General features: G+C 60.1%; 24 protein-coding genes. 2 read left to right on the top strand and 22 right to left on the bottom strand.

The window, feature by feature from the left end; translation table 11 throughout:
- Window positions 1–40: 40 nt before the first annotated feature.
- The 14 genes from purU to E2L05_RS10510 all read right to left on the bottom strand — a co-directional run bounded on the left by purU (window position 41) and on the right by E2L05_RS10510 (window position 13,348).
- Entirely contained in the window at window positions 41–925 is an 885-nt protein-coding gene (purU, locus tag E2L05_RS10575) for a formyltetrahydrofolate deformylase (protein ID WP_133341314.1), read from the bottom strand.
- Between the two features lie 37 nt (window positions 926–962).
- Window positions 963–1,859: a bifunctional methylenetetrahydrofolate dehydrogenase/methenyltetrahydrofolate cyclohydrolase FolD gene (gene folD, locus E2L05_RS10570; protein WP_133342877.1), complete on the bottom strand. Its 897-nt coding sequence runs from the start codon at window positions 1,857–1,859 to the stop codon at window positions 963–965.
- Complete coding sequence (locus E2L05_RS10565) at window positions 1,859–2,170, bottom strand: chorismate mutase (RefSeq protein WP_133342876.1); 312 nt, start codon at window positions 2,168–2,170, stop codon at window positions 1,859–1,861. Before E2L05_RS10565 ends, folD begins: the two co-directional genes overlap by 1 nt.
- 68 nt (window positions 2,171–2,238) lie before the next feature.
- A complete protein-coding gene (locus E2L05_RS10560; RefSeq protein WP_133342875.1) occupies window positions 2,239–3,915 on the bottom strand; it encodes a formate--tetrahydrofolate ligase in 1,677 nt (558 codons plus the stop codon).
- Between the two features lie 336 nt (window positions 3,916–4,251).
- Entirely contained in the window at window positions 4,252–6,183 is a 1,932-nt protein-coding gene (gene ftsH, locus E2L05_RS10555) for an ATP-dependent zinc metalloprotease FtsH (protein ID WP_133342874.1), read from the bottom strand.
- Window positions 6,184–6,255: 72 nt separating this feature from the next.
- Window positions 6,256–7,521 (bottom strand): tRNA lysidine(34) synthetase TilS, encoded by a 1,266-nt coding sequence (tilS, locus tag E2L05_RS10550; protein WP_133342873.1) that lies wholly within the window; start codon window positions 7,519–7,521, stop codon window positions 6,256–6,258.
- Entirely contained in the window at window positions 7,518–8,339 is an 822-nt protein-coding gene (locus E2L05_RS10545; RefSeq protein ID WP_133342872.1) for a tetratricopeptide repeat protein, read from the bottom strand. Before E2L05_RS10545 ends, tilS begins: the two co-directional genes overlap by 4 nt.
- Complete coding sequence (gene pal / locus E2L05_RS10540) at window positions 8,336–8,821, bottom strand: peptidoglycan-associated lipoprotein Pal (RefSeq protein WP_133342871.1); 486 nt, start codon at window positions 8,819–8,821, stop codon at window positions 8,336–8,338. Before pal ends, E2L05_RS10545 begins: the two co-directional genes overlap by 4 nt.
- A gap of 67 nt (window positions 8,822–8,888) precedes the next feature.
- On the bottom strand, window positions 8,889–10,214 hold the full coding sequence (tolB, locus tag E2L05_RS10535; RefSeq protein ID WP_394346550.1) for a Tol-Pal system beta propeller repeat protein TolB: 1,326 nt from the start codon (window positions 10,212–10,214) through the stop codon (window positions 8,889–8,891).
- Window positions 10,211–11,239, bottom strand: coding sequence for an energy transducer TonB (locus E2L05_RS10530; RefSeq protein WP_133342869.1), 1,029 nt, complete (start codon window positions 11,237–11,239; stop codon window positions 10,211–10,213). Before E2L05_RS10530 ends, tolB begins: the two co-directional genes overlap by 4 nt.
- Before the next feature lie 9 nt (window positions 11,240–11,248).
- Entirely contained in the window at window positions 11,249–11,737 is a 489-nt protein-coding gene (gene tolR, locus E2L05_RS10525) for a protein TolR (protein WP_133342868.1), read from the bottom strand.
- Window positions 11,737–12,408 carry a protein TolQ gene (tolQ, locus tag E2L05_RS10520; RefSeq protein ID WP_133342867.1) on the bottom strand — a complete coding sequence of 224 codons (672 nt, stop codon included), beginning with the start codon at window positions 12,406–12,408 and terminating at the stop codon, window positions 11,737–11,739. The genes tolR and tolQ overlap by 1 nt, the downstream gene beginning before the upstream one ends.
- A 165-nt stretch (window positions 12,409–12,573) precedes the next feature.
- Window positions 12,574–12,972, bottom strand: coding sequence for a tol-pal system-associated acyl-CoA thioesterase (gene ybgC / locus E2L05_RS10515; RefSeq protein WP_133342866.1), 399 nt, complete (start codon window positions 12,970–12,972; stop codon window positions 12,574–12,576).
- Between the two features lie 109 nt (window positions 12,973–13,081).
- Window positions 13,082–13,348 carry a DUF6356 family protein gene (locus E2L05_RS10510; RefSeq protein ID WP_133342865.1) on the bottom strand — a complete coding sequence of 89 codons (267 nt, stop codon included), beginning with the start codon at window positions 13,346–13,348 and terminating at the stop codon, window positions 13,082–13,084.
- A 106-nt stretch (window positions 13,349–13,454) separates the two neighbouring features.
- Here E2L05_RS10510 and E2L05_RS10505 point away from each other — a divergent pair, with 106 nt between their 5' ends.
- Window positions 13,455–13,916, top strand: a complete 462-nt coding sequence (locus E2L05_RS10505; RefSeq protein ID WP_133342864.1) for an Lrp/AsnC family transcriptional regulator — start codon at window positions 13,455–13,457, stop codon at window positions 13,914–13,916.
- Between the two features lie 18 nt (window positions 13,917–13,934).
- On the opposite strand, the gene E2L05_RS10500 is transcribed toward E2L05_RS10505, so the two are convergent.
- From E2L05_RS10500 to ruvC, 4 genes are all read right to left on the bottom strand, one after another.
- On the bottom strand, window positions 13,935–14,576 hold the full coding sequence (locus E2L05_RS10500; RefSeq protein WP_133342863.1) for a hypothetical protein: 642 nt from the start codon (window positions 14,574–14,576) through the stop codon (window positions 13,935–13,937).
- Window positions 14,577–14,750: 174 nt separating this feature from the next.
- Entirely contained in the window at window positions 14,751–15,782 is a 1,032-nt protein-coding gene (gene ruvB, locus E2L05_RS10495) for a Holliday junction branch migration DNA helicase RuvB (RefSeq protein WP_133342862.1), read from the bottom strand.
- Between the two features lie 4 nt (window positions 15,783–15,786).
- Window positions 15,787–16,464: a Holliday junction branch migration protein RuvA gene (gene ruvA / locus E2L05_RS10490; RefSeq protein ID WP_133342861.1), complete on the bottom strand. Its 678-nt coding sequence runs from the start codon at window positions 16,462–16,464 to the stop codon at window positions 15,787–15,789.
- On the bottom strand, window positions 16,461–16,967 hold the full coding sequence (gene ruvC, locus E2L05_RS10485; RefSeq protein WP_133342860.1) for a crossover junction endodeoxyribonuclease RuvC: 507 nt from the start codon (window positions 16,965–16,967) through the stop codon (window positions 16,461–16,463). Before ruvC ends, ruvA begins: the two co-directional genes overlap by 4 nt.
- A gap of 329 nt (window positions 16,968–17,296) precedes the next feature.
- Here ruvC and E2L05_RS10480 point away from each other — a divergent pair, with 329 nt between their 5' ends.
- Complete coding sequence (locus E2L05_RS10480) at window positions 17,297–17,503, top strand: DUF1127 domain-containing protein (protein ID WP_208016247.1); 207 nt, start codon at window positions 17,297–17,299, stop codon at window positions 17,501–17,503.
- A 102-nt stretch (window positions 17,504–17,605) separates the two neighbouring features.
- Here the strand turns inward: E2L05_RS10480 and E2L05_RS10475 are convergent, their stop codons facing one another.
- From E2L05_RS10475 to E2L05_RS10460, 4 genes are all read right to left on the bottom strand, one after another.
- Window positions 17,606–18,475 (bottom strand): 50S ribosomal protein L11 methyltransferase, encoded by an 870-nt coding sequence (locus E2L05_RS10475; protein WP_133342859.1) that lies wholly within the window; start codon window positions 18,473–18,475, stop codon window positions 17,606–17,608.
- An 84-nt stretch (window positions 18,476–18,559) separates the two neighbouring features.
- Window positions 18,560–19,222, bottom strand: coding sequence for a peptide-methionine (S)-S-oxide reductase MsrA (msrA, locus tag E2L05_RS10470; protein WP_133342858.1), 663 nt, complete (start codon window positions 19,220–19,222; stop codon window positions 18,560–18,562).
- A 64-nt stretch (window positions 19,223–19,286) separates the two neighbouring features.
- Window positions 19,287–20,522 (bottom strand): MFS transporter, encoded by a 1,236-nt coding sequence (locus E2L05_RS10465; RefSeq protein ID WP_133342857.1) that lies wholly within the window; start codon window positions 20,520–20,522, stop codon window positions 19,287–19,289.
- Window positions 20,523–20,709: 187 nt separating this feature from the next.
- Window positions 20,710–22,902: a primosomal protein N' gene (locus tag E2L05_RS10460; protein WP_133342856.1), complete on the bottom strand. Its 2,193-nt coding sequence runs from the start codon at window positions 22,900–22,902 to the stop codon at window positions 20,710–20,712.
- Window positions 22,903–22,992 lie beyond the last annotated feature (90 nt).

The raw sequence follows: 22,992 nt of genomic DNA, 5'->3' as shown, positions 1-22,992 counted from the left end.
TGATGTCGAAGACGGGCGGGAGCCTCCCTTGCCTTGCGCTCTACCCCATGCGTTCGCTGGCGTAGCTTCCCGGACTGGCGGGGAAGACCACCGTCTTGTTTCCGTTCAACAGCACTCGCTTGTGGATATGCGCATGCACCGCACGGGCAAGCACCTGGCTTTCCACGTCCCGTCCAAGGCTCACGTAATCCTCTGCGCTTTGCGCGTGGGTCACCCGCACCGTGTCCTGCTCGATGATCGGGCCCTCATCCAGATCGCTGGTCACGTAATGCGACGTCGCCCCGATCAGCTTGACCCCCCGCTCATAGGCCTGCTTGTACGGGTTCGCCCCCTTGAAGCTGGGCAGGAACGAGTGGTGAATATTGATGATCCGCCCCGACATCTTGCGGCACATCGCATCGCTGAGGATCTGCATGTACCGCGCCAGCACGATCAGGTCCGCCCCCGTCTCTTCCACCACATCCATCATGCGCGCCTCTGCCTGGGGCTTGTTCTCTTTCGTGACCTTGATGCAGTGGAACGGGATATCATGGTTCACCACCACTTTCTGGTAATCCATGTGGTTGGAGATCACCGCAACGATATCAATCGGAAGCGCCCCGATCCGCCAGCGATACAGCAGATCGTTCAGGCAGTGCCCGAACCGCGACACCATGATGATCACCTTCATCCGCGCCGCTTCGTCGTGAAACGCGTAGTCCATCCCGAACGGCTCCGCCACCGCGGCAAACCCCTCGGCCAGCGCGCCAAGCTCTGCCCCCGTCTCGGCAGAAAAGCTCATCCGCATGAAAAAGGTACCGCTTTCAAGATCATCGAACTGCGCACTGTCGGTGATGTTGCAGCCATGCTCGGACAGGTATCCAGCGATAGCAGCCACAAGGCCGCGCGTGGATCGGGATTGGATCGTCAGGGCAAATTTGGACACGGCAGGAGTACTTTCTGTTCAGGATGGAAAATCAGGCTCAGGTCAGCCCGTCCGGCACAGGCTGCCCATGGGCGCGCGCCGCGGCGACCACCGTGTTGGCCAGAAGGCAGGCAATGGTCATCGGACCGACCCCACCCGGCACCGGCGTGATCGCCCCGGCCACCGCCGCGCAACTGTCAAAGTCGCAATCACCAACAAGCCGCGTTGCCCCCTCGCCCTTGTCCGGCGCCGGAACACGGTTGATGCCCACGTCAATCACCGTCGCGCCGGGTTTGATCCAGTCACCAGTTACCATGCGCGGACGGCCCACCGCAGCCACCACGATATCGGCCCGGCGGACCGTTCCGGGCAGATCGCGGGTGCGCGAATGGGCCACCGTCACCGTGCAACTCTCGCGCAGTAAAAGCTGTGCCATGGGTTTGCCCACGATATTGGATCGGCCGATCACGACCGCCTCAAGACCCGACAAATCGCCAAGCTGATCGCGCAACATCAGCAGGCAGCCCAGCGGCGTGCAAGGCACCAACGCGTCCTGCCCGGTGGCCAGCCGACCCGCGTTCACGGGATGAAACCCGTCCACATCCTTGGCCGGATCAATCGCTTCGATCACCGCCGCCGCATCGATTTGAGCTGGCAAAGGCAACTGCACCAGAATGCCATGCACCGACGCATCCGCATTCAGCTGGGCAACCAGAGCCAAAAGTTCTGTCTGAGAGCACGTGTCCGGCAAGCGATGCTCAAAACTCCGCATCCCGGCCTCAACCGTCTGGCGCCCTTTGGACCGGACATAGACCTGACTGGCAGGATCCTCGCCCACCAAAACAACCGCAAGACCCGGCACAATACCAGCCGCCGACAACCCCGAAACAGCCAATCCAACCCGATCACGAAGACCAGACGCAAAACCCTTGCCGTCAATAAGCAAACCACTCATCAAGTAATCCCTTTTGTACTTTGTCCCAAGGCAACTTCTTCGCGGGAAATAGACCATTCGATCATCTGCCGCCAGAGAGCCTCGGTCAGATCTGGATCAGCGCCCTGCGCCACAGCCGCCTTACGCACCCGCGAAACGACGTCTTCAACCCGGCTGGGAATCCGCGCAGGTAATCCTTCGCTGACCTTGAGAACTGCCGCCCGGTCGATGCAGTCCTGCCGCAGCGCCAAAAGCCCAACGATGTCCTTGTCTATGCGATCAATCAAGTCCCTGAGATCGCTCATGGTGGCGCAGTCTTCCGGCGTGGTCATTGGCTTCTCCGTCTGGTTGCCGCGCGATCCTAACCGCTGCGCCAAGACAAGGCCACGTGGCGCGCACGTTAGAACAGCCCTTCTATGAAACCATCGCTGTTCAGGCCGATTGCCTCCGCAGCCGGAACGCGTGGCAGGCCGGGCATTGTCATGATATCGCCGCAAATCACCACCACGAACCCTGCCCCTGCGCTCAGGCGGACTTCGCGCACAGGAAGTGTGAAGCCGGAGGGGGCGCCGCGCGCTGTTGGGTCGGTTGTGAAGCTGTATTGCGTTTTCGCCATACAGACCGGCAAGTGCCCAAATCCCGCCTCTTCCCACTCTGCCAACTGGCGACGAACTGAGTCGTCCACCACGACGCTGTCAGCGCGATAGATCCGCATCGCGATGGTTTCGATTTTATCAAGCAGGCTCATTTCATCAGGGTACAACGGGGTGAAATTCGCAGAACCACCGTCGGCAAGCGCGGCAACACGGCTTGCCAGATCAGTCACCCCCGCTGATCCCTCGGCCCAATGACGGCACAAGATCGCCTCGCCCCCCAACTCTGTCACGCGGGTCTGAACAGCATCGACCTCAGCCGCGCTATCCCCGTCGAAATGGTTGATGGCCACGACAACAGGCACACCAAATGCGTTCAGGTTCTCAAGATGGCGGGCAAGATTTGCGCATCCCGCATGCACGGCGTCCACATCTTCGGCTGCAAGATCCGCCTTGGTAACGCCGCCGTTCATCTTCAACGCCCGGATCGTCGCAACCAAGACCACGCAATCGGGGGAAAGGCCCGCTTTGCGACATTTGATGTTCAGAAATTTCTCAGCCCCAAGATCGGCCCCGAACCCTGCTTCGGTGACCACGTAATCGGCCAGTTTCAAAGCAGTCTTGGTCGCCAAAACCGAATTGCACCCATGCGCAATATTGGCGAAAGGCCCGCCATGCACAAAGGCCGGCGTCTGTTCCAGTGTTTGAACAAGGTTCGGCTGCACCGCCTGTTGCAACAGCACTGTCATAGCGCCATCCGCCTTTATATCCCGAGCGGTGATGGCGGTCTTGTCACGGGTATAGGCGACAATGATATCGCCCAAACGCCTTTGCAAGTCGGCCAGATCCGTGGACAGGCACAAGATGGCCATCACTTCGGACGCCACCGTTATGTCGAAGCCGGTCTGCCGGGGAAACCCGTTTGCCACCCCGCCGAGCGAGGTCACCACATCGCGCAGGGCCCTGTCATTCATATCAAGCACCCTGCGCCAAACGATACGCCGAGCGTCAATCCCAAGTGCATTGCCCCAATAGATGTGATTGTCGATCATCGCTGACAGAAGATTATGCGCGCTTGTGATGGCGTGGAAATCCCCCGTGAAGTGCAGGTTTATATCCTCCATAGGGACCACCTGCGCGTAGCCGCCCCCCGCAGCCCCCCCCTTCATCCCGAAACACGGACCAAGAGAGGCTTCACGAATGCAGATCGCCGCCTTCTTGCCAATTGCCTTCAAACCATCGCCAAGCCCCACGGTCGTCGTGGTCTTCCCTTCCCCGGCAGGGGTCGGGTTGATTGCCGTGACCAAAATCAGCCGCCCATCTGGTCGCGCGGCGAGCCCTTTGATGAACTCGGCCGAAATTTTTGCCTTGTCGTGTCCAAATGGCAAAAGCGCTTCATGCGGTATGCCAAGGCTTGCTCCGATCTGCTGTATCGGTGCCTTGGTTGCCGCACGTGCGATGTCGATGTCTGAATGGCCTGTCATGTTCGCTCCTCCACCCGGACTTTGCCGGAACTTCCCTACCTATGGTGGCAGCTCAGCGCAGGGTCGCACAGCGAAACACGACAGAATACGGCCTTCTTGCGGCGCACAGGGCCCAAGCAATTCGCGCAACACATGGAACCCAGAGCGAAGGGGGGGGCCACGGCAGCAAGTTCAGTGCATCATGTCAAAGGTCATGACGGAAATCGGCGCACGCCCGCCGACAGAACATGTCACGGATCACTTGTGCAAAGGCTTCGAAAATCAGAGGTGTTTGAGAGGCTCAAAACGAAAACGGCCCCGCGATGCAGGGCCGTTTCCTAAAATACGTCACGAAAATCAGGCAGAGGGTTCCGGTTCTGGATCGGACGCACCATCGTCAGATGGCTTGGACTTCGCCTTGGTCTTCGTTTTTGGCATCGACGTGATGGACGACACATTGCCCGATGGCGTGTCATCTTCGTCATCGCCACGGTTCAAGGGTTCGCCCGCCATGACCTTGGTGATCTCGGAGCCAGTCAACGTTTCGTATTCAAGAAGCGCTTCGGCCAAACGGTGATGTTCATCAGCGTGATCAGTCAATACGCGCTTGGCTGTTTCATACCCTTCATCCACCAACTTGCGGACTTCGGCATCAATCAGTTTTTGCGTATCCGGCGAATTGCTCGACGACCCTTGATACGACCCAAGGTAGCTTTCTTGCTGGTTGGCATAGTCGATATTGCCCAACCCATCCGAAAACCCGAACTGAGTCACCATTGCACGCGCAATTTTCGACACTTGCTGAATGTCCGATGCTGCACCAGAGGTCACGTTTTCTTTGCCAAACACAAGCTCTTCGGCCACTTTGCCGCCCATCGCCATGGCGATCTTGGATTTGTACTTGGTGTAGCTGACAGACAGCTGGTCCCGCTCCGGCAGTGACATAACCAAACCCAAAGCGCGCCCGCGCGGGATGATCGTCGCTTTGTGGATCGGGTCGTGCTGCGGCACATAAAGCCCAACAACGGCGTGTCCGGCTTCGTGATAGGCCGTCAGCTTTTTCTCATCCTCGCTCATCACCATCGATCGACGCTCTGCGCCCATCATGACCTTGTCCTTGGCGCTTTCGAAATCTTCCATGGTCACAAAACGCCGCCCGATGCGGGCCGCCATCAACGCTGATTCGTTCACAAGGTTCGCCAGATCGGCGCCCGAGAAACCCGGCGTGCCTCGGGCGATGATGCGCAAATCCACATTGGGACCAAGAGGCACCTTACGGGCATGCACACCCAAAATCCGCTCGCGGCCCTTGATGTCGGGATTTGGCACCTGAACCTGGCGGTCAAAGCGGCCTGGGCGCAGCAGCGCAGGGTCAAGCACGTCAGGGCGGTTGGTCGCGGCAACAATGATGATGCCTTCATTCGCCTCGAAACCATCCATCTCGACCAGAAGCTGGTTCAGCGTCTGTTCCCGCTCGTCATTGCCGCCGCCATAGCCGACACCGCGGGACCGGCCCACCGCATCGATTTCGTCGATAAAGACAATACAGGGTGCGTTCTTCTTTGCTTGTTCGAACATATCGCGCACACGGCTTGCGCCGACGCCAACGAACATTTCGACAAAATCAGAACCTGAGATAGTGAAGAACGGCACGCCAGCTTCACCCGCGATGGCACGGGCCAGCAGTGTCTTACCAGTCCCCGGAGGACCCACCAAAAGCGCTCCTTTGGGGATCTTGCCGCCAAGACGCGAAAATTTCTGCGGATTGCGCAGGAATTCGACGATTTCCTCAAGCTCTTCCTTGGCTTCGTCGATACCGGCGACGTCGTCAAACGTGACGCGGCCATGCTTCTCTGTCAGCAATTTCGCCTTGGACTTGCCAAAGCCCATCGCCCCGCCTTTGCCGCCCCCTTGCATCCGGTTCATGAAATAGATCCAGACACCAATCAGCAGCAAGAACGGCAGGAATGTCATCAACAGGGTTGTGAAACCGGACTGTTCTTGCGGACGTGCATTGACGGTCACGTCATTGTTGATCAGGCGTTCAGTCACTTCGGTCCCTTGCGGCACGATTGTGACATAGTCTTGCCCATCGCTCCCCCGGAACATGACCTTTTCACCGTCAAGCGTGACGCTGCTCACGTCGCCAGCGTCAACACGCTGCACGAATTCCGAATAGCTGAGTGAGCGTGACGACATCGTCGACTGGCCGCCGCTGAACAGGTTGAACAGCGCGAGTATGAGCAGGAACAATACGACCCAGAAGGCGATGTTACGAGCGTTTCCCAAGGGGGGTCTCCTTATTGGTCTGCGGACGGCTCCGCATGGCTTTGGTTAGACATAGCCATCGCAGCGCGATGTTCAATCCGGGCAGTGGTCCGCACAGGCACTAATCTTATCCCAAACGGGCAAACAGCGCCAGTCTGGTGCGCCAATCATGCTTTCCGGCAGGCTCGGCGCTGCAACAAGCGTATCCCCACGCCAAATCCCCGGCACCGTAAGAATCGCCGAGCGGCGCAATCCGGCGTCGCGCCAACCGGGACGCTGCGCCAAACCCTGCGGTCCGAGCATTGCCATATGCAAGTCGTCGCGGTGGGGGCCTTCGATGTACCAGCGCCCATCCCAGACGCCGGGTACGGGTCCGCGCTTGGCCGCCAACGCGGATGGCTCCCGGTCCACCCAGATTTGGCCTTGTTTTACTGCGATGATGCACCCGGACAATGCGTGGCGACGGCGCTCTGCAATCGCACGCTCAGCGCGGTGCAGGGATTTCAACCGTGGGCGATAGATATGCCCCCCGACCCGGCACAACGCCGCCGACAACAAACGCCAGCGCGTGTCATCGGGCAACGCGGAGAAACGCGCCGAGTCCAAACCAATGCTACCTTGTTCCACACTCAGGATGTCTTTTGCAGCGTCGTAGGCCGCCTGGCACAAAACCCTTTTCGCCGCGCCCAACCTGTGGGCTGTTTCCGCCAAGGTTGGCACATCGATTTGCCCGAATTCCCCGGCAGATAGGCTCTGACGCACACGTACGCGATCAAATCGTGTGTCGGTGTTGCTGGGGTCATCAATCCAATCGACACCCCGTGCACGCAGGAACGCACGGAGCGTTTCGCGCCTTACGTCTAACAAAGGCCGCAACCATAGCGGCCCATCATCGGGCGCACGCCGTACCGAGGCCATCCCTGCCAGACCGTCCACACCGGACCCCCGCCCGAGACGCAACAAGAACGTCTCGGCCTGATCTTCCATTGTGTGAGCAAGGCAAACCGCAGGCAACTGACGGGCAGCGGCCCAGTCAGTCAAAAGTTCAAACCGCGCAGCCCGAGCGTTGGCTTGAACATTGCCGGGTGGCAAAGCGTGGTTCAGTTTCAGCGTCGCCTGATTAAGACCCAAAGCGGCCGCCTGTTGGGCAACGGTTGCCGCCTCGGCGGCAGCCTCAGCACGCAACCCATGGTCCACAGTCGCCACTTCGATCTGAAGCCCGCTGGTCTTGGCCCAGTCCGCAAGCAGCACCATAAGAGCGACCGAATCGCCGCCGCCCGACACCGCAACCCCCAGCCGGTCAATTCCTGCCGGAAGGTCCCGCGCCAAGGCCGCGGCCAACGCCGCAGCCAGTGTCACGGGCAGGTCAGCCCCGCCAGCGCGGTTTGCGCCTGCTCTGCCGCCGTTGTGCCAGGGAAGCGTGCCGGAACCTGCCCGAGTGCGACGCAAGCCTCTGGCGTTTGACCAAGCTCGGCCAATGTGCCGCCCAGTTTGTACAAAGCTTCGGCGGCGAGACCGGGGTTACCGATCTCGGCCAGTGTATAGCTTTCCAGATAGGCGCGCCCTGCCTGTGCCTGATTGCCCAATTCGATCAGCATGTCGCCACGAAAGAGATGAGCTTCCGGCGCAAGCGGGCTGCGCGGGTAGGTACTGACAAACCCATCGAACGCCGCCAAAGCATCGGCTGGTGTGCCGTCTTCGGTCAGGGTCATCGCCGCGTCGAAATCAGCTTGCTCTCCAATGGCAAGCTCGGGCGCATCGCTGGGGGGCGGGATCGGCGAAACCGGCACGGGCAATGCACCGCCGCCAAGCGGTTCAGTTGGCGGAATTTGGGCAATATCCCCGCCTTCCAGTTCGGTCAGGCGAAACTTCAGATCATCAATCCTGTTGGTGCCGTCCTCAACAACCCGTCCGATACGGAACTCCAGCTCTTCAGTGACCGCAGTCAGGCGGCGCAATTCCCCCTCGATGGAATCGAGCCGTTCAATTGGCCCACCCTGAACACTCGCCCCACCTTCCATCGCGGTTCCGGTTGTCGAAAGTTCACGGCGGAGTTGCTGCAAGTCCACTTCGAAGACTGTTATTTGCTGGCGAATGTCGGCCAAGGTTGCGGCCCGGTCCTGCGCGATCGCCGGAAAACCGACTAAGATCGCAAAGCCAATCGCGACAAGTCTCATGCGCCGACACCAGTTGCCAGCACCGTGACAGCCCGGCGGTTATTGGAATAGCACACCTCGGTCGAGCAGACTTCCAATGGCCGTTCTTTGCCATAGGTCAGAACACGCAGACGCGAACTTGCTACGCCTTGCGAAATCAAGAACTCCCGCGCGGCGCTCGCGCGCCTTGCCCCAAGCGCCAAGTTGTATTCACGCGTACCCTGTTCGTCTGCATGCCCTTCGATCACTGCTGTGAACATTTGATTGGCTTGCAGCCACTTCGCCTGCTCGGTCAGTGTGGCCCGTGCCGCCGCGTTGAGCGTACTTTCATCAACAGCGAAGAGGACGCGGTCCCCAACGGATTGCTGAAAATATGCCGGCGACGAAGGATCAGCATTGGATCCAGCTACGCCGTCTGCCGGAACCGCGCCACCGAAGCGGTCGGTACAAGCCGACAGCGCCAACCCGGCGCAAAGGATAATAAGGGTGCTCAAACGGTACATAGGCTGGTCAGCCTCCTGAATAAAACTGCGCCAAGGCTAACATCCAGCGCAGGGGTTGCAACTGCCCTCAATCAAGAAGCGGCGACCAAGCCGGATCCGACGCCGCGCCCGGTGTCGGCACAGGCTTGAGGTTCCGCCCCGTGATATCGACGGAATAGAGCGCAGGCGCGCCGCCCGCCCCCGCCGTTTCGCGGGTGAACATCACGACTCGGCCGTTGGGCGCCCAAGTGGGCCCTTCGTCAAGGAACGACGCAGTCAGCAAGCGTTCTTCTGACCCGTCCGTCCGCATTACCCCAATGTGGAATCGTCCCTGATTTTGCTTGGTGAAGGCAATTAGGTCACCGCGCGGCGACCAAACCGGCGATCCGTAGCGTCCCGGACCAAAGCTGATCCGCCGCGCCTCTCCGCCGTTTGCAGGCATGATGTAAAGCTGCTGACTGCCCGAGCGGTCGCTTTCAAACACGATTTGCCCGCCATCCGGGCTATAACTCGGGGCAGTTTCAATCGACGGCGCTTGTGTCAAGCGTGTGGAAGCCCCGCCAGAGACCGGCATACTGTAAAGGTCTGTATTCCCCCCTTGAGACAGCGAAAACAGCACTGTGCTGCCATTGGGCGAAAAGCGCGGCGAAAAGGTCATGCTGTCTGGCTGGTTCTCTAATGCGCGCGTTTGCAACGTGCCTGTGTCCAGAATGGTGATGCGGGGAAACCCGCTGTCATAGGATGTAAAAAGAACTTGCCCGCCATCACGCGATATGCGCGGCGCAAGAACAAGCGTGCCCGCCCCGGTCAGATACGCCACGTTCGCGCCATCGTAATCCATGACCGCGAGCCGCTTGTCGCGAGCGTCTTTCGGACCGGTTTCGGACACGAACACAACGCGGCTGTCAAAATAGCCGCCCTCGCCCGTGATGCGGGAATACACTTGGTCCGCCACCTTGTGCGCCAGACGGCGCCACGAGTCGCCAGAGCCGGAGAATTGCAGACCATCGCCAAGCGCCGCTTCCGAGAAGACATCGAACAGCCGGAACTTCACAGTAATCCTGTCGCCGGTCACAGAAACCGCCCCGGTCACAAGGCCCTGCGCGTTGATCGCCTTCCAATCCGCATACTGCACCGGGCTGTCAAAACTGGTGATCGGCGAAATAAATGAATTGGGAGAAATCGCCCGAAACAACCCGGACCCTTCAAGATCAGCTTTGATGACGGCGGTGATATCATCGGCCAGTGACTGCGCGGCCCCTTCGGTCAAGAACGGGGCAATCGCGATAGGAAGCGGTTCGATCACGCCTTCGGTGATCTCGATGCGCAACGGGCCGTTTTGGGCAACGGCCGAGATTGGGGCGATTCCCAACAGGCAGGCGGCGAGCGCCAGAAGCAAACGGGTTGTCATCATCTTCTCCGCATTTCGTCTGGGTTGAACGTCATCTCGATGGTGCGCCACTGGTCATACTTTTCGGCAGGAAGGCTGAAGGGCTGACAGCGTAGAACAGCGCGCCGCGCCGCGTCATAGGCTTGCTGCGCCGCCCCTGCCGATCCCCCGGTTTGCGACACCAATCGCAGGTTTGACGCGGTGCCGTCCAGTGCCATGTCCATGCCCACCACAACAGTGACCTTTGCCGCATCGGTCCCAAGAGCCCCAAAGTTCCAACACCGGCTGACCGCAACGCGCAGCCCGTCCCGTTCGCCTTGGCTAAGCGGAGGGCCGCCGGCCTGACCAGACGGCGTGGCGCTTTGCGTCTGTGCACCAAGCGCTTCGGCAAGGGCCGCAGCGACCGCGTCTTGTACCTGGTCTGGTTGCGGCTGGGCTGGCGGCGTCGGCTCTTGAACCAGGTCCGGCGCGGGCTCTGGATCGGGTGGCGGAAGGTCTGCGACTTCGGGCGCGGGGCGGTTTGGGCGGGCTTGCGGGCGTGGCGACGGCGCCGTGACAGGCGCTTCTGATGTCTCGGTGGCTTCGGTCACGATCTCTGGCGCCGCAGCTTCTGGCGCCGTCGCGTCCTGCTCTTCTGCGTCAAGTGCCTGATCTGCCGGATCAGGCGTTGCCACGATTTCTGGCTGGACACGGTCGCCTTCGCGCACCGGTTCTGGCGGCGCAGGCTGCGCAACCGGCGCGACCCTGTCCACTGGCGGGGGCGGTGCTTGTGGTGCCGAAAATGTCTCAGGCACCGAATCGGGCTGCGTCACCTGCGGCGGTGGATCCTCGCTCACCGGGGGCGGCAAAGCGGCTAGTTGATCGGCAATTTCGGGCGCGGCGGGTGGCTCTATCCCGCCGACGGACGGAAAGTCCTGCGCCGAGACAAGTGTCACGCTGACCGCTTCGGGCGGCGCCGCATCCCGCGCAGCGCTGAACGGCCAGCCCACCAGGGCAATTGCCAGCACGGCGGCGTGGCCACCAAGGGAAACCTTAAGACCGGTATCCAAGCGGCACCCCTACTGATCCGCCGGGTCAGTGCCGTCAAGACGCGGCCCACCCGGATCGGTCACAAGCCCGATCTTCCCAAAACCGCCTGCGTTCAGCGCCCCCATAACCTGCATCACGCGCGCATAGGAAATGCCCCCATCTGCGCGCAAATAAATCTGGTCATCGCTGCGCTCAGCCGCAATGCCCTGCAAACGCGTCACCAACTCGGCTGGGGCAACTTCGGTCGTCTGAATCATCACCTGACCGTCTGGCAATAGCGTCACTGTCAGGGGCTCTTCTTCGCTGGATGGCAATGAGGTCGCCGCAGTCTCTGGCAATTCGATTGGCACCCCAACGGTCATTAGCGGCGCGGCAACCATGAAAATCACCAGCAAAACCAACATGACATCCACAAAGGGCGTCACGTTGATCTCGGACATGGGCGCAACAGCGCGGCGTCGGCGCGAGCGTCCGCGGCGTGCTGATGGCTGACCTGAACTTGATAATTGCGCGCCCATCAGTCGTCGGCCTCTCTCGACAAGAGGGTCGCGAATTCATCTGCAAAGACTTCGTACCCGCCGACGATCTGCCCGCTGTCAGTTGTGAGTTTGTTATAGAAAACAACTGCCGGAATTGCCGCCAACAGGCCGATCCCCGTCGCCAAAAGCGCTTCGGCAATGCCCGGCGCGACCACCACAAGCGACGTGTTCTGGCTGACCGCGATCTGCTCAAACGCGTGCATGATGCCCCACACGGTGCCGAAAAGGCCAACGAAAGGCGCCGTAGAGCCAATCGTCGCCAGCACGGTCAACCCTTTGTTCAAACGCTCGGATTCACGCGCGATTGACACGTCAAGCGAACGGTCAATCCGCGCCGTTGCCCCGGGGATCATCCCGCCGGTGCTGCGCAAAGACCGATGCCATTCTGTCATCCCCGCCACAAAAATCCGTTCGGGGCCGGTGCGCGGGTTATCAACCAAGTCGGCAAACAACCCGTCCAGCGGCTCACCCGACCAAAAAGCACGGTCAAACCGCGCAGCAGCCCGGCGCGCAGACCTGAACGCAAGGTGTTTTGAAATAATGATCGCCCAAGACCAAACCGACGATGCGATTAGCAAGATCATCACCAGCTTTACGGTCAGGGTGGCGCGCGCAAACAGCGCCCAGAAGGAAAAATCTATCGGATCCATATGCTTGCCTGTCTGCCCGCGGCGGTTTTGCCGCATTTGTTAAGGGGATATTACCTCAATCAAGCATTCGGCGCCATGCTGCGCGGTGTGCGCAGGCGGTCACTTTTTCGCGGCCCGGCGACACAGCCCAGCGTTCAAGCGGTTAAGTGTCTGCACTGATTGCGCTTATTCCCCAGCCTTCGCCATCGCAATGCGCAGGTTTTGCGGCATCCGGGCCGGGCGGCCATTTTCTTGCAAGGCGGCGATCGTCACGACGGATCGCACAAGAACATCGGCCCCCCGCAGCACGTTTTGCTGCAAAGTCACACGCGCGCCACCAATGTGAGTGACCGTAGTTGCAACGATCAACAAGTCATCGAAAACCGCAGGCGCAACATAGTCGATTTCAACACGCCGAACCGCAAAGACAACGCCCGCGTCGCGCTTCAGCGCCACTTGATCAACGCCGATCTCGCGTAAAAACTCCGACCGGGCTCGTTCAATGAACTTCAGGTAATTGGCGTAATAGACGATTCCGGCAAGGTCAGTGTCCTCGTAGTAAACCCGGATTGAATGACTATGCATGGGGTCGTCCGATTTGATGAGGTCGAAAGCAACAGGTGCATCGCAGGAAAACCCGATCACCCGCCCAAGTGCAAGCATCGGCGATACTGTGGCCTGTCACCCAGTCCTTTCAATCAGCATCCAAACGCTCGCCATGCGGATGACGCGCTTCGATTTGTGCATGGATCGCCTTGATCTTGCGGCTCGCCGTTGTCTCGAACAATGGCGGGATCAACGCATGTACCAGCGCAGCAAACGCGGCCATGAAAAGACTGGCAGAAAAGCCGAATGCAAACCGCGCATGCTGAGCATAGGTTTCGTTAACGCTTGCCGGATGGTCCACGAAGCTTCGGAAGAAGCCGGGTTTGACATGAGGGGCGGTGCTTTCTGTGGCCATGATTGCCTCCAGTTAAAAGTTGATGACCCTAGATTCGTCGATTCTGCAGTCAATTGTTTCCCATTTTTCCTTACTTTTTCTAATTTTTTGGGATAAATTCCCGAAAATGGAACTATCAATCGACGAAACAGACCGCCGTATCTTGCGAGCCCTGCAGCGAGACGCCGGATTGAGCGCAGACGCGCTTGCAGAGGCGGTCGGCATGTCGCGGAACGCCTGTTGGCGACGGGTCAAGCAGCTGGAAGCGTCTGGCGTGATCGCTCGCCGGGTTGCCTTGGTCGATCCCGAAGCGGTTGGCATGGGTTTGTCCGTCTTCGTTTTGCTGCGCACCAGCCAACATGACGCCGACTGGCTAACGAAATTCGAACGCGCGGTGCGTAGCATGCCGGAAATCGTGAGCGCCCACAGAATGGCAGGCGATATCGACTACATCCTGCGGGTGCGGATCGGCTCAATGAAAGAATATGATAATTTTTATCAGCGCCTGATAACACGGGTTCCAGTGTCAGAAATCTCGGCAAGTTTCGTGATGGACGATATCAAAGACACCACTGAACTTCCAGTCTGACACCGCGACGCCCAGTCCCTATTGCGCCGCCGCCATACGTGCGAACAGGCGCAGCGCGTGGCTGGCATCTTCGGATGCGGGCGGCAGCACTGGATCATAAGCTGCTCGGATCAAGGCCCCTATTTCCGGGCGCAAAACCACGCGGCCACCCGGCGTTTTGGCAAGCGCTGACTGCTCGGTAAACGCTGCGTCGGACCACAGCAGAACAGATTGAACCATCTGCGTCAGCGCAAGCGTCTCCGCATCAAGGCTCGCCAACTGCGCATCCATCCGCAGAAAGACAAAGCACGCCTTTATTCCGCCATCTTCATCAAATCGGAAAATGCGATATTGATTGGCACCCACCGTCTGAAGTCGATCCACCAAGGGACCAAGGTCGGGGATCATCCGGTCAAGGTTCGGCGTTTCCGTCAATTCTGACCAGTCGCGAACAAAGAACACCATCAGGTTCGCGCCCAGTTCAGGGTCAGTTTCCGCCATCTTGTGGTCGGCCAACGCTACAACGGCCTCGATCGCGCCCTTCAAAACCGGGATCGTTTCTTCTGTTACGCCGAAGATCACCGGAACGATAGGGCGACCCCACCGGGCAAACAGAAACTGGCCGTCAGTACGGGTAAACAGCGCGGATACGGCGTCGGGAGAAAGGGATGTGTCTTGCATGACGGCTTTATGCCCGGCACATCTCGGCTGAGCAACCACGCAGCCCCGCCATCAAGCCACATCATCGCCCCCAAAATCCGACCGCGCGGCGCGAAGCGACGCGCCGGGCCCAACGGGAGTAGCGGCTTGCAAAGGCGCGTGCGACGGGCGGGAGTTCCCCGGCTCTGGCTTCGCTCAACCTCCGCCAAAGAGATCGTCCTGCGGCCGCCGAGGGGCGTCGAGCCCAAGATGCCTCCAGGCTCCCTGCGCCAGCATCCGCCCTCGCGGGGTTCGCTGGATCAACCCCTGCTGTAGCAAATAGGGCTCAATGACTTCCTCAAGCGCATCCCGGCTTTCAGACAGAGCCGCTGACAACGTCTCAATCCCCACAGGCCCGCCGCCATAATGGTCCGCGATCAACTTCAGGTATCGCCGGTCCGCTCCATCAAGGCCAAGATCGTCCACACCCAGCCGGGTCAGCGCGCTATCCGCGATGGCGTGGTCAATGCGCCCATCCCCTTCAACCACGGCGAAATCTACCACCCGACGCAAAAGTCGGCCCGCGATCCGCGGCGTGCCCCGCGCGCGCCGCGCTATTTCCCGCGCGCCAGCTGGATCGGCGGGAACCCCCATCAACCGGGCACCGCGCGTCACGATCTTGTCCAACTCGTCGATGGTATAAAAATTCAACCGTGTTGGAATCCCGAACCTGTCGCGCAGCGGCGTGGTCAAAAGGCCAAGCCGCGTGGTGGCACCAATCAGGGTGAAAGGTTGCAATTCGATCCGAACGGTCCGCGCGGCAGGGCCTTCGCCGATGACCAGATCCAATTCATAATCTTCCAGTGCTGGGTACAGCACTTCTTCCACCGCCGGGTTCAGGCGGTGGATTTCATCGATGAACAGCACATCGCGCGCTTCAAGGTTGGTCAGAATCGCCGCCAGATCCCCGGCCTTGGCCAGAACCGGCCCTGAAGTCATACGAAAATTCACACCCAGTTCGCGGGCAATGATCTGCGCCAGCGTTGTCTTGCCAAGCCCGGGCGGGCCGTGGAACAACGTGTGATCCATCGCCTCGCCACGCTGACGGGCGCTTTGAATGAACACCCGCAGGTTGGCGCGTGCCTCTGCCTGACCGGTGAACTCGTCCAGAGTTTGTGGGCGCAGAGCGCGATCCCGATCCTCGGGCTGCGGGTCGGGGCGCAGGTCGGGGTTCAGGTCGTCTGACATGGGTTCAGTCCTTTGGCGCGAGCAGTCTAAGCGCGGCGCGGATCAGCGTTTCTGTGCTTGCATCAGGCGCCTCGCCCGCCGCTTGCGCAACGGCAGAGGCGGCATCAGACGGGCTGTATCCCAGATTGGTCAATGCCGACAGTGCATCAGACTGGGCAAACGCATCAGTGGTTCCGGCGGATGGTGCCGGTGAAACGGCCACAGGCGGCTCAATCACCCCTCCAACCGGATCACCCGTCGGTGCAGCGGGTTGCGCTCCCACGCCCGACATCGCCATGACCGACGGCGCTTTGTCTCGCAGTTCATTCACAACCCGCTGTGCAATCTTCGGGCCGACACCGGGGGCCGCCTTGACCGCATTTGCATCGCCAAGCGCGATCGCCCTGCTCACCCCGTCTGGCCCCAACGTCCCAAGGATCGCCACGGCAGCCTTGGCGCCGACGCCCTGCACCGTGGTCAAAAGGCGATACCATTCCTTTTCTGCCAACGTCTGAAAGCCGAACAATTGCAGATTGTCTTCGCGCACCAGTAAATCCGTATACAGCGACACGAACCCGCCCTTGGCAGGCAGGGTCGCCATGGTCCGGTCAGAGCAATAGACCAAGTACCCTACGCCGTTCACGTCGATCATCACATGGTCTGCCCCGCGATACGCGAGCTGCCCCGACAACCGCCCGATCATGACGCTGCCTTTCGCAATGCGGCCTGAAGGCGCCCCGATGATTGCAAATGCCACGCGTGACACATGGCGATTGCCAATGCGTCCGCCGCATCAGGCCCATCTACCGTCACTCCGGGGAATTGCAGCCCGATCATATGCTTTATTTGGGCCTTATCGGCATGCCCCACGCCCACGACGGCTTTCTTGACCGCGTTGGGCGCGTATTCCCCAACCGTCAGCCCGGCTTGCGCGGGCACCAAAAGCGCAACTGCGCGCGCCTGTCCCAGTTTGAGCGTTCCCACCGGATCGCGATTTACAAAGGTTTGTTCGACGGCAGCGTGGGTGGGTGTGTACCGTGCCACCACAGCGGTCAATTCGGTATGAAGCGCCAGCAACCGTGTGGCCAGATCACCGGTTCCAGACAAGCAGGTGCCATGGGCAAGGTGACGAAATCGCGAGCCATCCACATCCACGATCCCCCAACCCAGTCGCCGAAGCCCTGGGTCAATCCCCAATATCCGCATCGTTGATCCTGCTCTTTATAGTTTTTCAACGGATTAGCACGAAACAAGAACATTCGCAAAGACCAAAGCCTTGAAGCGACCACTGGCCTCGCAGGGGCCGCGCATTGCGCCCCTCATGCTCCGCCATCCAGGCTTTGCGCACAGGCACGCCCTGAAACTATTTTTCACAATATTGTCATACAATTAACCACAAACGAAGCCATGCGAAAAACGCAGGGGCGCCTTGCAATTTGCGCCATTGCGCGACGCGCGCGGCAGGCATAGCTGCAAGTTTCCAAACCGCACAATGATTCAGCGGTTCGCCCACGTTCAAATCAAAGGACCACACCATGACGACCCAAGCTAACGCAATCTCGACAGGCATGGCGCCAGCCGCGCCGTCGTTCTTCAGCACCGCCTTGAAAACACTTCGCGCTTACTACACCGCCGAAATGACCCGCCGCGCCCTTGCTAACCTGACCGCGCGCGAATTGGACGATATCGGCATCACTGCCGGCGATATTGATCGGATTGCCCGCCGCGGCGCAGGCTTGTGAGTGCTGCGCACCGAATGCGCGCGCATTCCTTCAGGGCCGCTGGATGCAAGACATCTCGCGGCCCCTTTCATTGCACCTGACCGCCAAACCTAGCTGCCCCGGTCAGTCCCGGACCAAGGTCAGCGTTGTCCAATCGCCGATCACTTCCGCCGTTCCGTTGGTGTAACCGGCTTCGGCATAGGCCGCGCGCACATCCGCCGCCTGTTCATTCAAAATCCCAGACAGAATCGCGATCCCGCCTTGGGCGGTCGCCGCAGCCATATCCGGCGCAAGGTCGATCAACGGCCCTTTCAGGATGTTTGCGAACACCAGATCATAGGGCATTTGCGCCCGGCACATCGGATGGTCGAACCCAGCGCCTACAAAGCAATGCACACGGTCCGCGACACCGCCGGCGGCAAGGTTCGCCTCTGCCACTTCGATAGCGACCGGATCAATGTCTCCGGCAACCACATCAATGTCGTACAAGCGCGCCGCCGCCATCGCGAGAACAGCCGTACCGCATCCGATATCGGCCACCTGCTTGGGCGAAAAACCATCATCGGCCAGACGGTCAAGCGCCCGAAGGCACCCCAAAGTCGTCCCATGATGGCCGGTTCCAAATGCCATGGACGCCTCGATCAACAGACCAATGCGGCCTTTGGGCAACTTGTCGGCATCGTGACTGCCATAGACAAAGAACCGCCCCGCTTCGACCGGTGCAAGTTCGCGCCGCACCTTGGCAACCCAATCCGTCTCGGGCAATTCGGACACCGTAAAAGGCCGTGCAGAGTGCACAGCGGCAAGAAGTGCGAGGCCAATCTCGTCTGGCGCTTCTTCAAAATATGCGCCGACCTCCCAAAGGCCGGAGCCGTCTTCCATTTCAAAAGCCCCGACCCCTGTGGGCTCAGGCTCAAAAGCTTCTAGGGCGTCGGCAAGAGCACGGGCGTCATCGCCGGTGTCCAGTGTCGTCAGGGCGGTCCAGGTGGTCACGTCTCGTCTACCTCGTTGCCGGTCTCGTTCAATCGCGGCAGATGTCATGGCAGCGGGCCAAGATCAAGCCGCGCTGCTGACCGCTTACACGTCAGGCTCTGCAAGCACGCCGATCGGACAGGTCACACCGGTGCCGCCCAGACCGCAATATCCTGCGGGATTTTTGGCAAGATACTGCTGGTGATACTCTTCGGCGAAGTAGAAACTTGGTGCTGGAAGCACTTCTGTCGTCGGCGCACCAAACCCTGCCGCTTCGAAACGCGGCGTGATCATTGCCAAACTGGCGCGGGCTGCGTCGGCCTGTGCGTCATCATAGGTATAGATGCCCGACCGGTATTGAGTCCCCACATCGTTGCCTTGCCGCATGCCTTGCGTGGGATCGTGCCCTTCCCAAAACACCTTGAGCAGATCGTCATAACTGACTTTTTTGGGATCAAAGATCAGGCGCACCACTTCATTGTGACCCGTGCGGCCTGTGCACACTTCTTGATAGGTTGGGTTCGGCGTATACCCACCCGCATAGCCCACCATTGTCAGCCACACGCCGGGAATGTCCCAAAACATTCTTTCAACGCCCCAGAAACACCCCATGCCGAACATCGCTTCGCACATGCCAGCCGGGGTTTCAGCATCCAACGGACGATCTGACAGAAAATGTGTCCCGGGCATTTCATTCGCTGCATTGCGCCCCGGAAGCGCTTGCTCAGGCTTGACCATTACGGCCTTCTTTGTCTGAAAAAAGAACATGTTTCTTCCCCCCAATCGCAGACGAATACTGTCCGAAAGATATGGTGACGCGCAAGTCCGTTAACTAGACGGGTCGCGATACGACTCTTGCCGAAAACACTGTTTCCGCGCCGGGCGATGGATTTCGCGGGATGATCAGGGCCAATCCGAGGGATACAGCCGCCATAGCGGCCGCGAGGCCAAACACCGATGCGGGTGACGTTAACCATAAATAGCCCAAAAGCGCCGGAAGGAAAACGGCGGCGATGTGATTGATCGTAAAGGCAACCGCAGCCGTTGGGGCAATATCTGCCGGGTCAGCAATCTTCTGGAAATATGTACGCAGCGCAAAGGCGAGCGCAAAGAACGTATGATCCGCGATATAAAGCCCGATTGCCAGCCCGACTCCCCATCCAAATTGGTACAAACCGCCATAGGCCAGAAAAACACCCATCAACCCGATATATTCAAAGCTTAGCGCAGCGCGTTCCCCGAATCGCCCGACGGCGCGGCCCATCAGTGGGGCGATCACCATACTCACCACATAGTTGACCAGCAGAAGCATCGTGACTTGGTGAACCTCAAAGCCGAACTTCTCAACCATCATGAATGCCGCGAAGACCACGAATATCTGCCGACGCGCGCCCGACATGAACTGCAATGCGTAGTACAGCCAGTACCGGCGGCGCAGCACCATACGGCGCACCTGCGGATGGGGCGTTTCAAATTGCGGAAACGCAAATAGGGCAAAGATGGCCAGCGCCGCAGTCGTACCGCCGGCAATCATATAGACGGTATTGAATTCCAAATCCAACGCCAGCCAAGTCAACGCCAGCAGCCCATAGGCAACCAGTGACGCCGCTGACCCGGCCGACACCAACCAACCAAGCACGCGCGGTGCATTGTCCTTGTCGATCCATTGCAATTGCAGGGATTGATTGACCGTCTCGAAATAGTGGAACCCGATGGAACTGAGCATCGTCAATGTCAGAATTCCGCCCAAACTTGGGAACTGTGCGGTCAGCGCCGTCGCGACGCCCAACAGGATCAGCGACACGAGACCCAAGACCTGCTCGCGTATAAACAGCAGCAGGGCAATCACTCCGACAGCCAAAAATCCCGGAATCTCGCGCACCGTGTGTAGCCAGCCGATATCAGACCCGTCGAAGCCCGCAGCTTCGATCACAAAATTATTGAGCAGCGCAGACCACGTCGCAAAGGCAATCGGCATGGCTGCGGCCATCAAGACGAGCAATGAAACGGGCCGCCGCCAACGCGGAAGCGTGGCCGCCCCGGACAAGGTATGGGTACTTAGCTTCATGCCGACCCCATACTCCCCCACACCACCTTGTGCGAGAAAAATCACGCTATCACGGCAATGATCCTGACGGTTTCTTTGGCCTTCATTCCTGCGCAGAATTGCACGCCCCGTGAGGTTACACGCAATTCCGCACAGGCTGGAATGAAGTTACTTGGTCAGCGGCTCCCGGCGGACGCCGTTGCAAACATTACAGGAAGCTTTGCGGATCGACATCCACAGACAGCCGCAGCCCGCCACGCAGGCGAATTGGTGCGATCCAACGCGACAAGGCGGCCTGCAGCGGAGCGGTGCGCGGGGCTCGAACAAGCAGCCTTACCCGGTGACGCCCCCGTATTCGGGCAATCGGGGCGGGCGCAGGGCCCCAAACCTCTGCACCGATCTCTCGCAAGGGCTGTGCATTGCGTGCAAGCTGGTTGCCCAGTTCAAACACCGCTTGCACTTCCGGCCCAGACAAGATGATCCCGGCCATCCTCCCGAATGGTGGCATGCCCAGCGCCTCGCGTTCTGCTGCCTCTGCGGTCCAGAAAGGCTCCTCCGCGCCAGTCAGGATCGCGCGGATGACGGGGTGCTCGGGCTGAAACGTTTGAAGCAGAGCCTGACCGGGGCGCTCTGCGCGTCCTGCCCGCCCGGCAACTTGCCGCATCAACTGAAAAGTCCGCTCTGCCGCGCGCAAATCTGACCCTTGCAGCCCGAGATCCGCATCTATGACACCGACCAGTGTCAACAAGGGGAAGTTGTGCCCCTTTGCCACCAATTGCGTGCCGATAATGACATCCGCAGCGCCTTCGGCGATGGCCGCTATCTGAGCTTTCAACTCTCGCGCGGTTCCGAACAAATCTGACGACAGCACGGCAATCCGCGCATCCGGAAAAGCGGCCGCAGCTTCTTCGGCCATACGCTCGACACCTGGACCAACGGCTGCAAGCCGACCTTCTACACCGCATGTAGGGCAGGCTTCCGGCATCGGGCGGGACGCGCCGCACTGATGGCACACCAACCGCTTCAGGAAACGATGTTCGACCATTCGCGCATCGCAATCATCGCAGCCAATCTGCCCCCCGCAGGCCCGGCACAGCGTGACAGGAGCATAGCCGCGCCGGTTGAGAAACAGCAGCGCTTGTTCACCCGCTTCCAGTCGGGCCTCTACGGCCTTGCGCAGCGTGGGCGAAATCCATGTTGAGCCCGGCAACTCCTCGGCCCGCATGTCAATCGCGGCCATATCCGGCAAAGACGCCGTGCCATGGCGCGATGACAAAACACAGCGATCATACTTGCCGGACTGCGCATTGACCCATGTCTCAAGGCTAGGTGTCGCAGAGGCCAGAACTACGCGGCACCCTTCCAGCGAAGCGCGCAAAACGGCCATATCGCGAGCGCTATAGAACACGCCCTCTTCCTGCTTGTACGAACTGTCGTGCTCTTCGTCGACGATGATCAGCCCCAAATTTCGGAACGGCAAAAACAAAGCCGATCGTGCGCCGACGACCATCTGCGCCTGCCCTTGCCCAACCATAGCAAAGGTGCGCCGCCGCTCGGTCATGGTCACACCTGAATGCCATTCAGCAGGGCGCGCGCCGAAACGCGCTTCTACCCGCGTCAAGAATTCGGATGTCAGCGCGATCTCCGGCAACAGAACCAACGCTTGCCGACCCCGCGCAAGGCATTCCGCGACGGCCTCAAGATAAACCTCTGTCTTACCCGATCCGGTCACGCCCTGCAGCAAGGTCGTGCCGTACTGTCCCGACGCAACCGAGGCGCGCAGGCCCGATGCCGCAACACTCTGATCAGCAGACAACGGGTGGCCGAGTCGGGCGGGGTCCAGCCGGGCAAAGGGCAGATCGCGGGGCACATCGACCGCCTCCAGCACACCTTGTGCAACCAAGCCCTTGATCACTGATCCGCTGACGCCGGCGCCCGCCGCCAGTTCTGCTTGCGTGACCGGGGCGCCATCCCATGCGTCCAGCGCATCAAGTACCCGTGCGCGGGCATCAGTCATCCGGTCCGGCTCTCGCACACCGCGCCGATACACACGCCGCAGGGCCTGTTCGCTGCCAAGCCCCGGCACTCGCGTCGCCAGCCGAAGCATCATCGGCAGGGGTGTCATGGTATACTCCGCCGCGCGGTCCAGAAACCTGCGCAACACTGCAGCCATCGGCACCGCATCCAGCACACGCCCCACCGGGCGCAGCTTTTCACGCGGCAACCCGCTAATGCCCTGCCCCCAGACGATGCCAAGCACACGCCGGGGACCAAGCGGTACCTCGACATAATCGCCGGTGGCGCAGCCGCCCTCGGGCGCAATGTAGTCCAGACACCCGTCAAGCGGCTGAGCCGTCAGAACAGCCACCGCGTCGCCGGGCGCGAAATGCAGATCTTCCATGCCCCACGGCTTACCCAAGCCTGCGCGCGCCGGAAAGGCCCCATGCGACCCTTCCCCTTGCGCTACTGCTGCGGTATCGACAGCGCAACC

The sequence above is a fragment of the Meridianimarinicoccus aquatilis genome (genome assembly GCF_004358675.1).
Lineage (GTDB): Bacteria > Pseudomonadota > Alphaproteobacteria > Rhodobacterales > Rhodobacteraceae > Meridianimarinicoccus > Meridianimarinicoccus aquatilis.
Note: the sequence above shows the minus strand (reverse complement) of the source record. Positions and strands in the feature narration are given on the sequence as shown.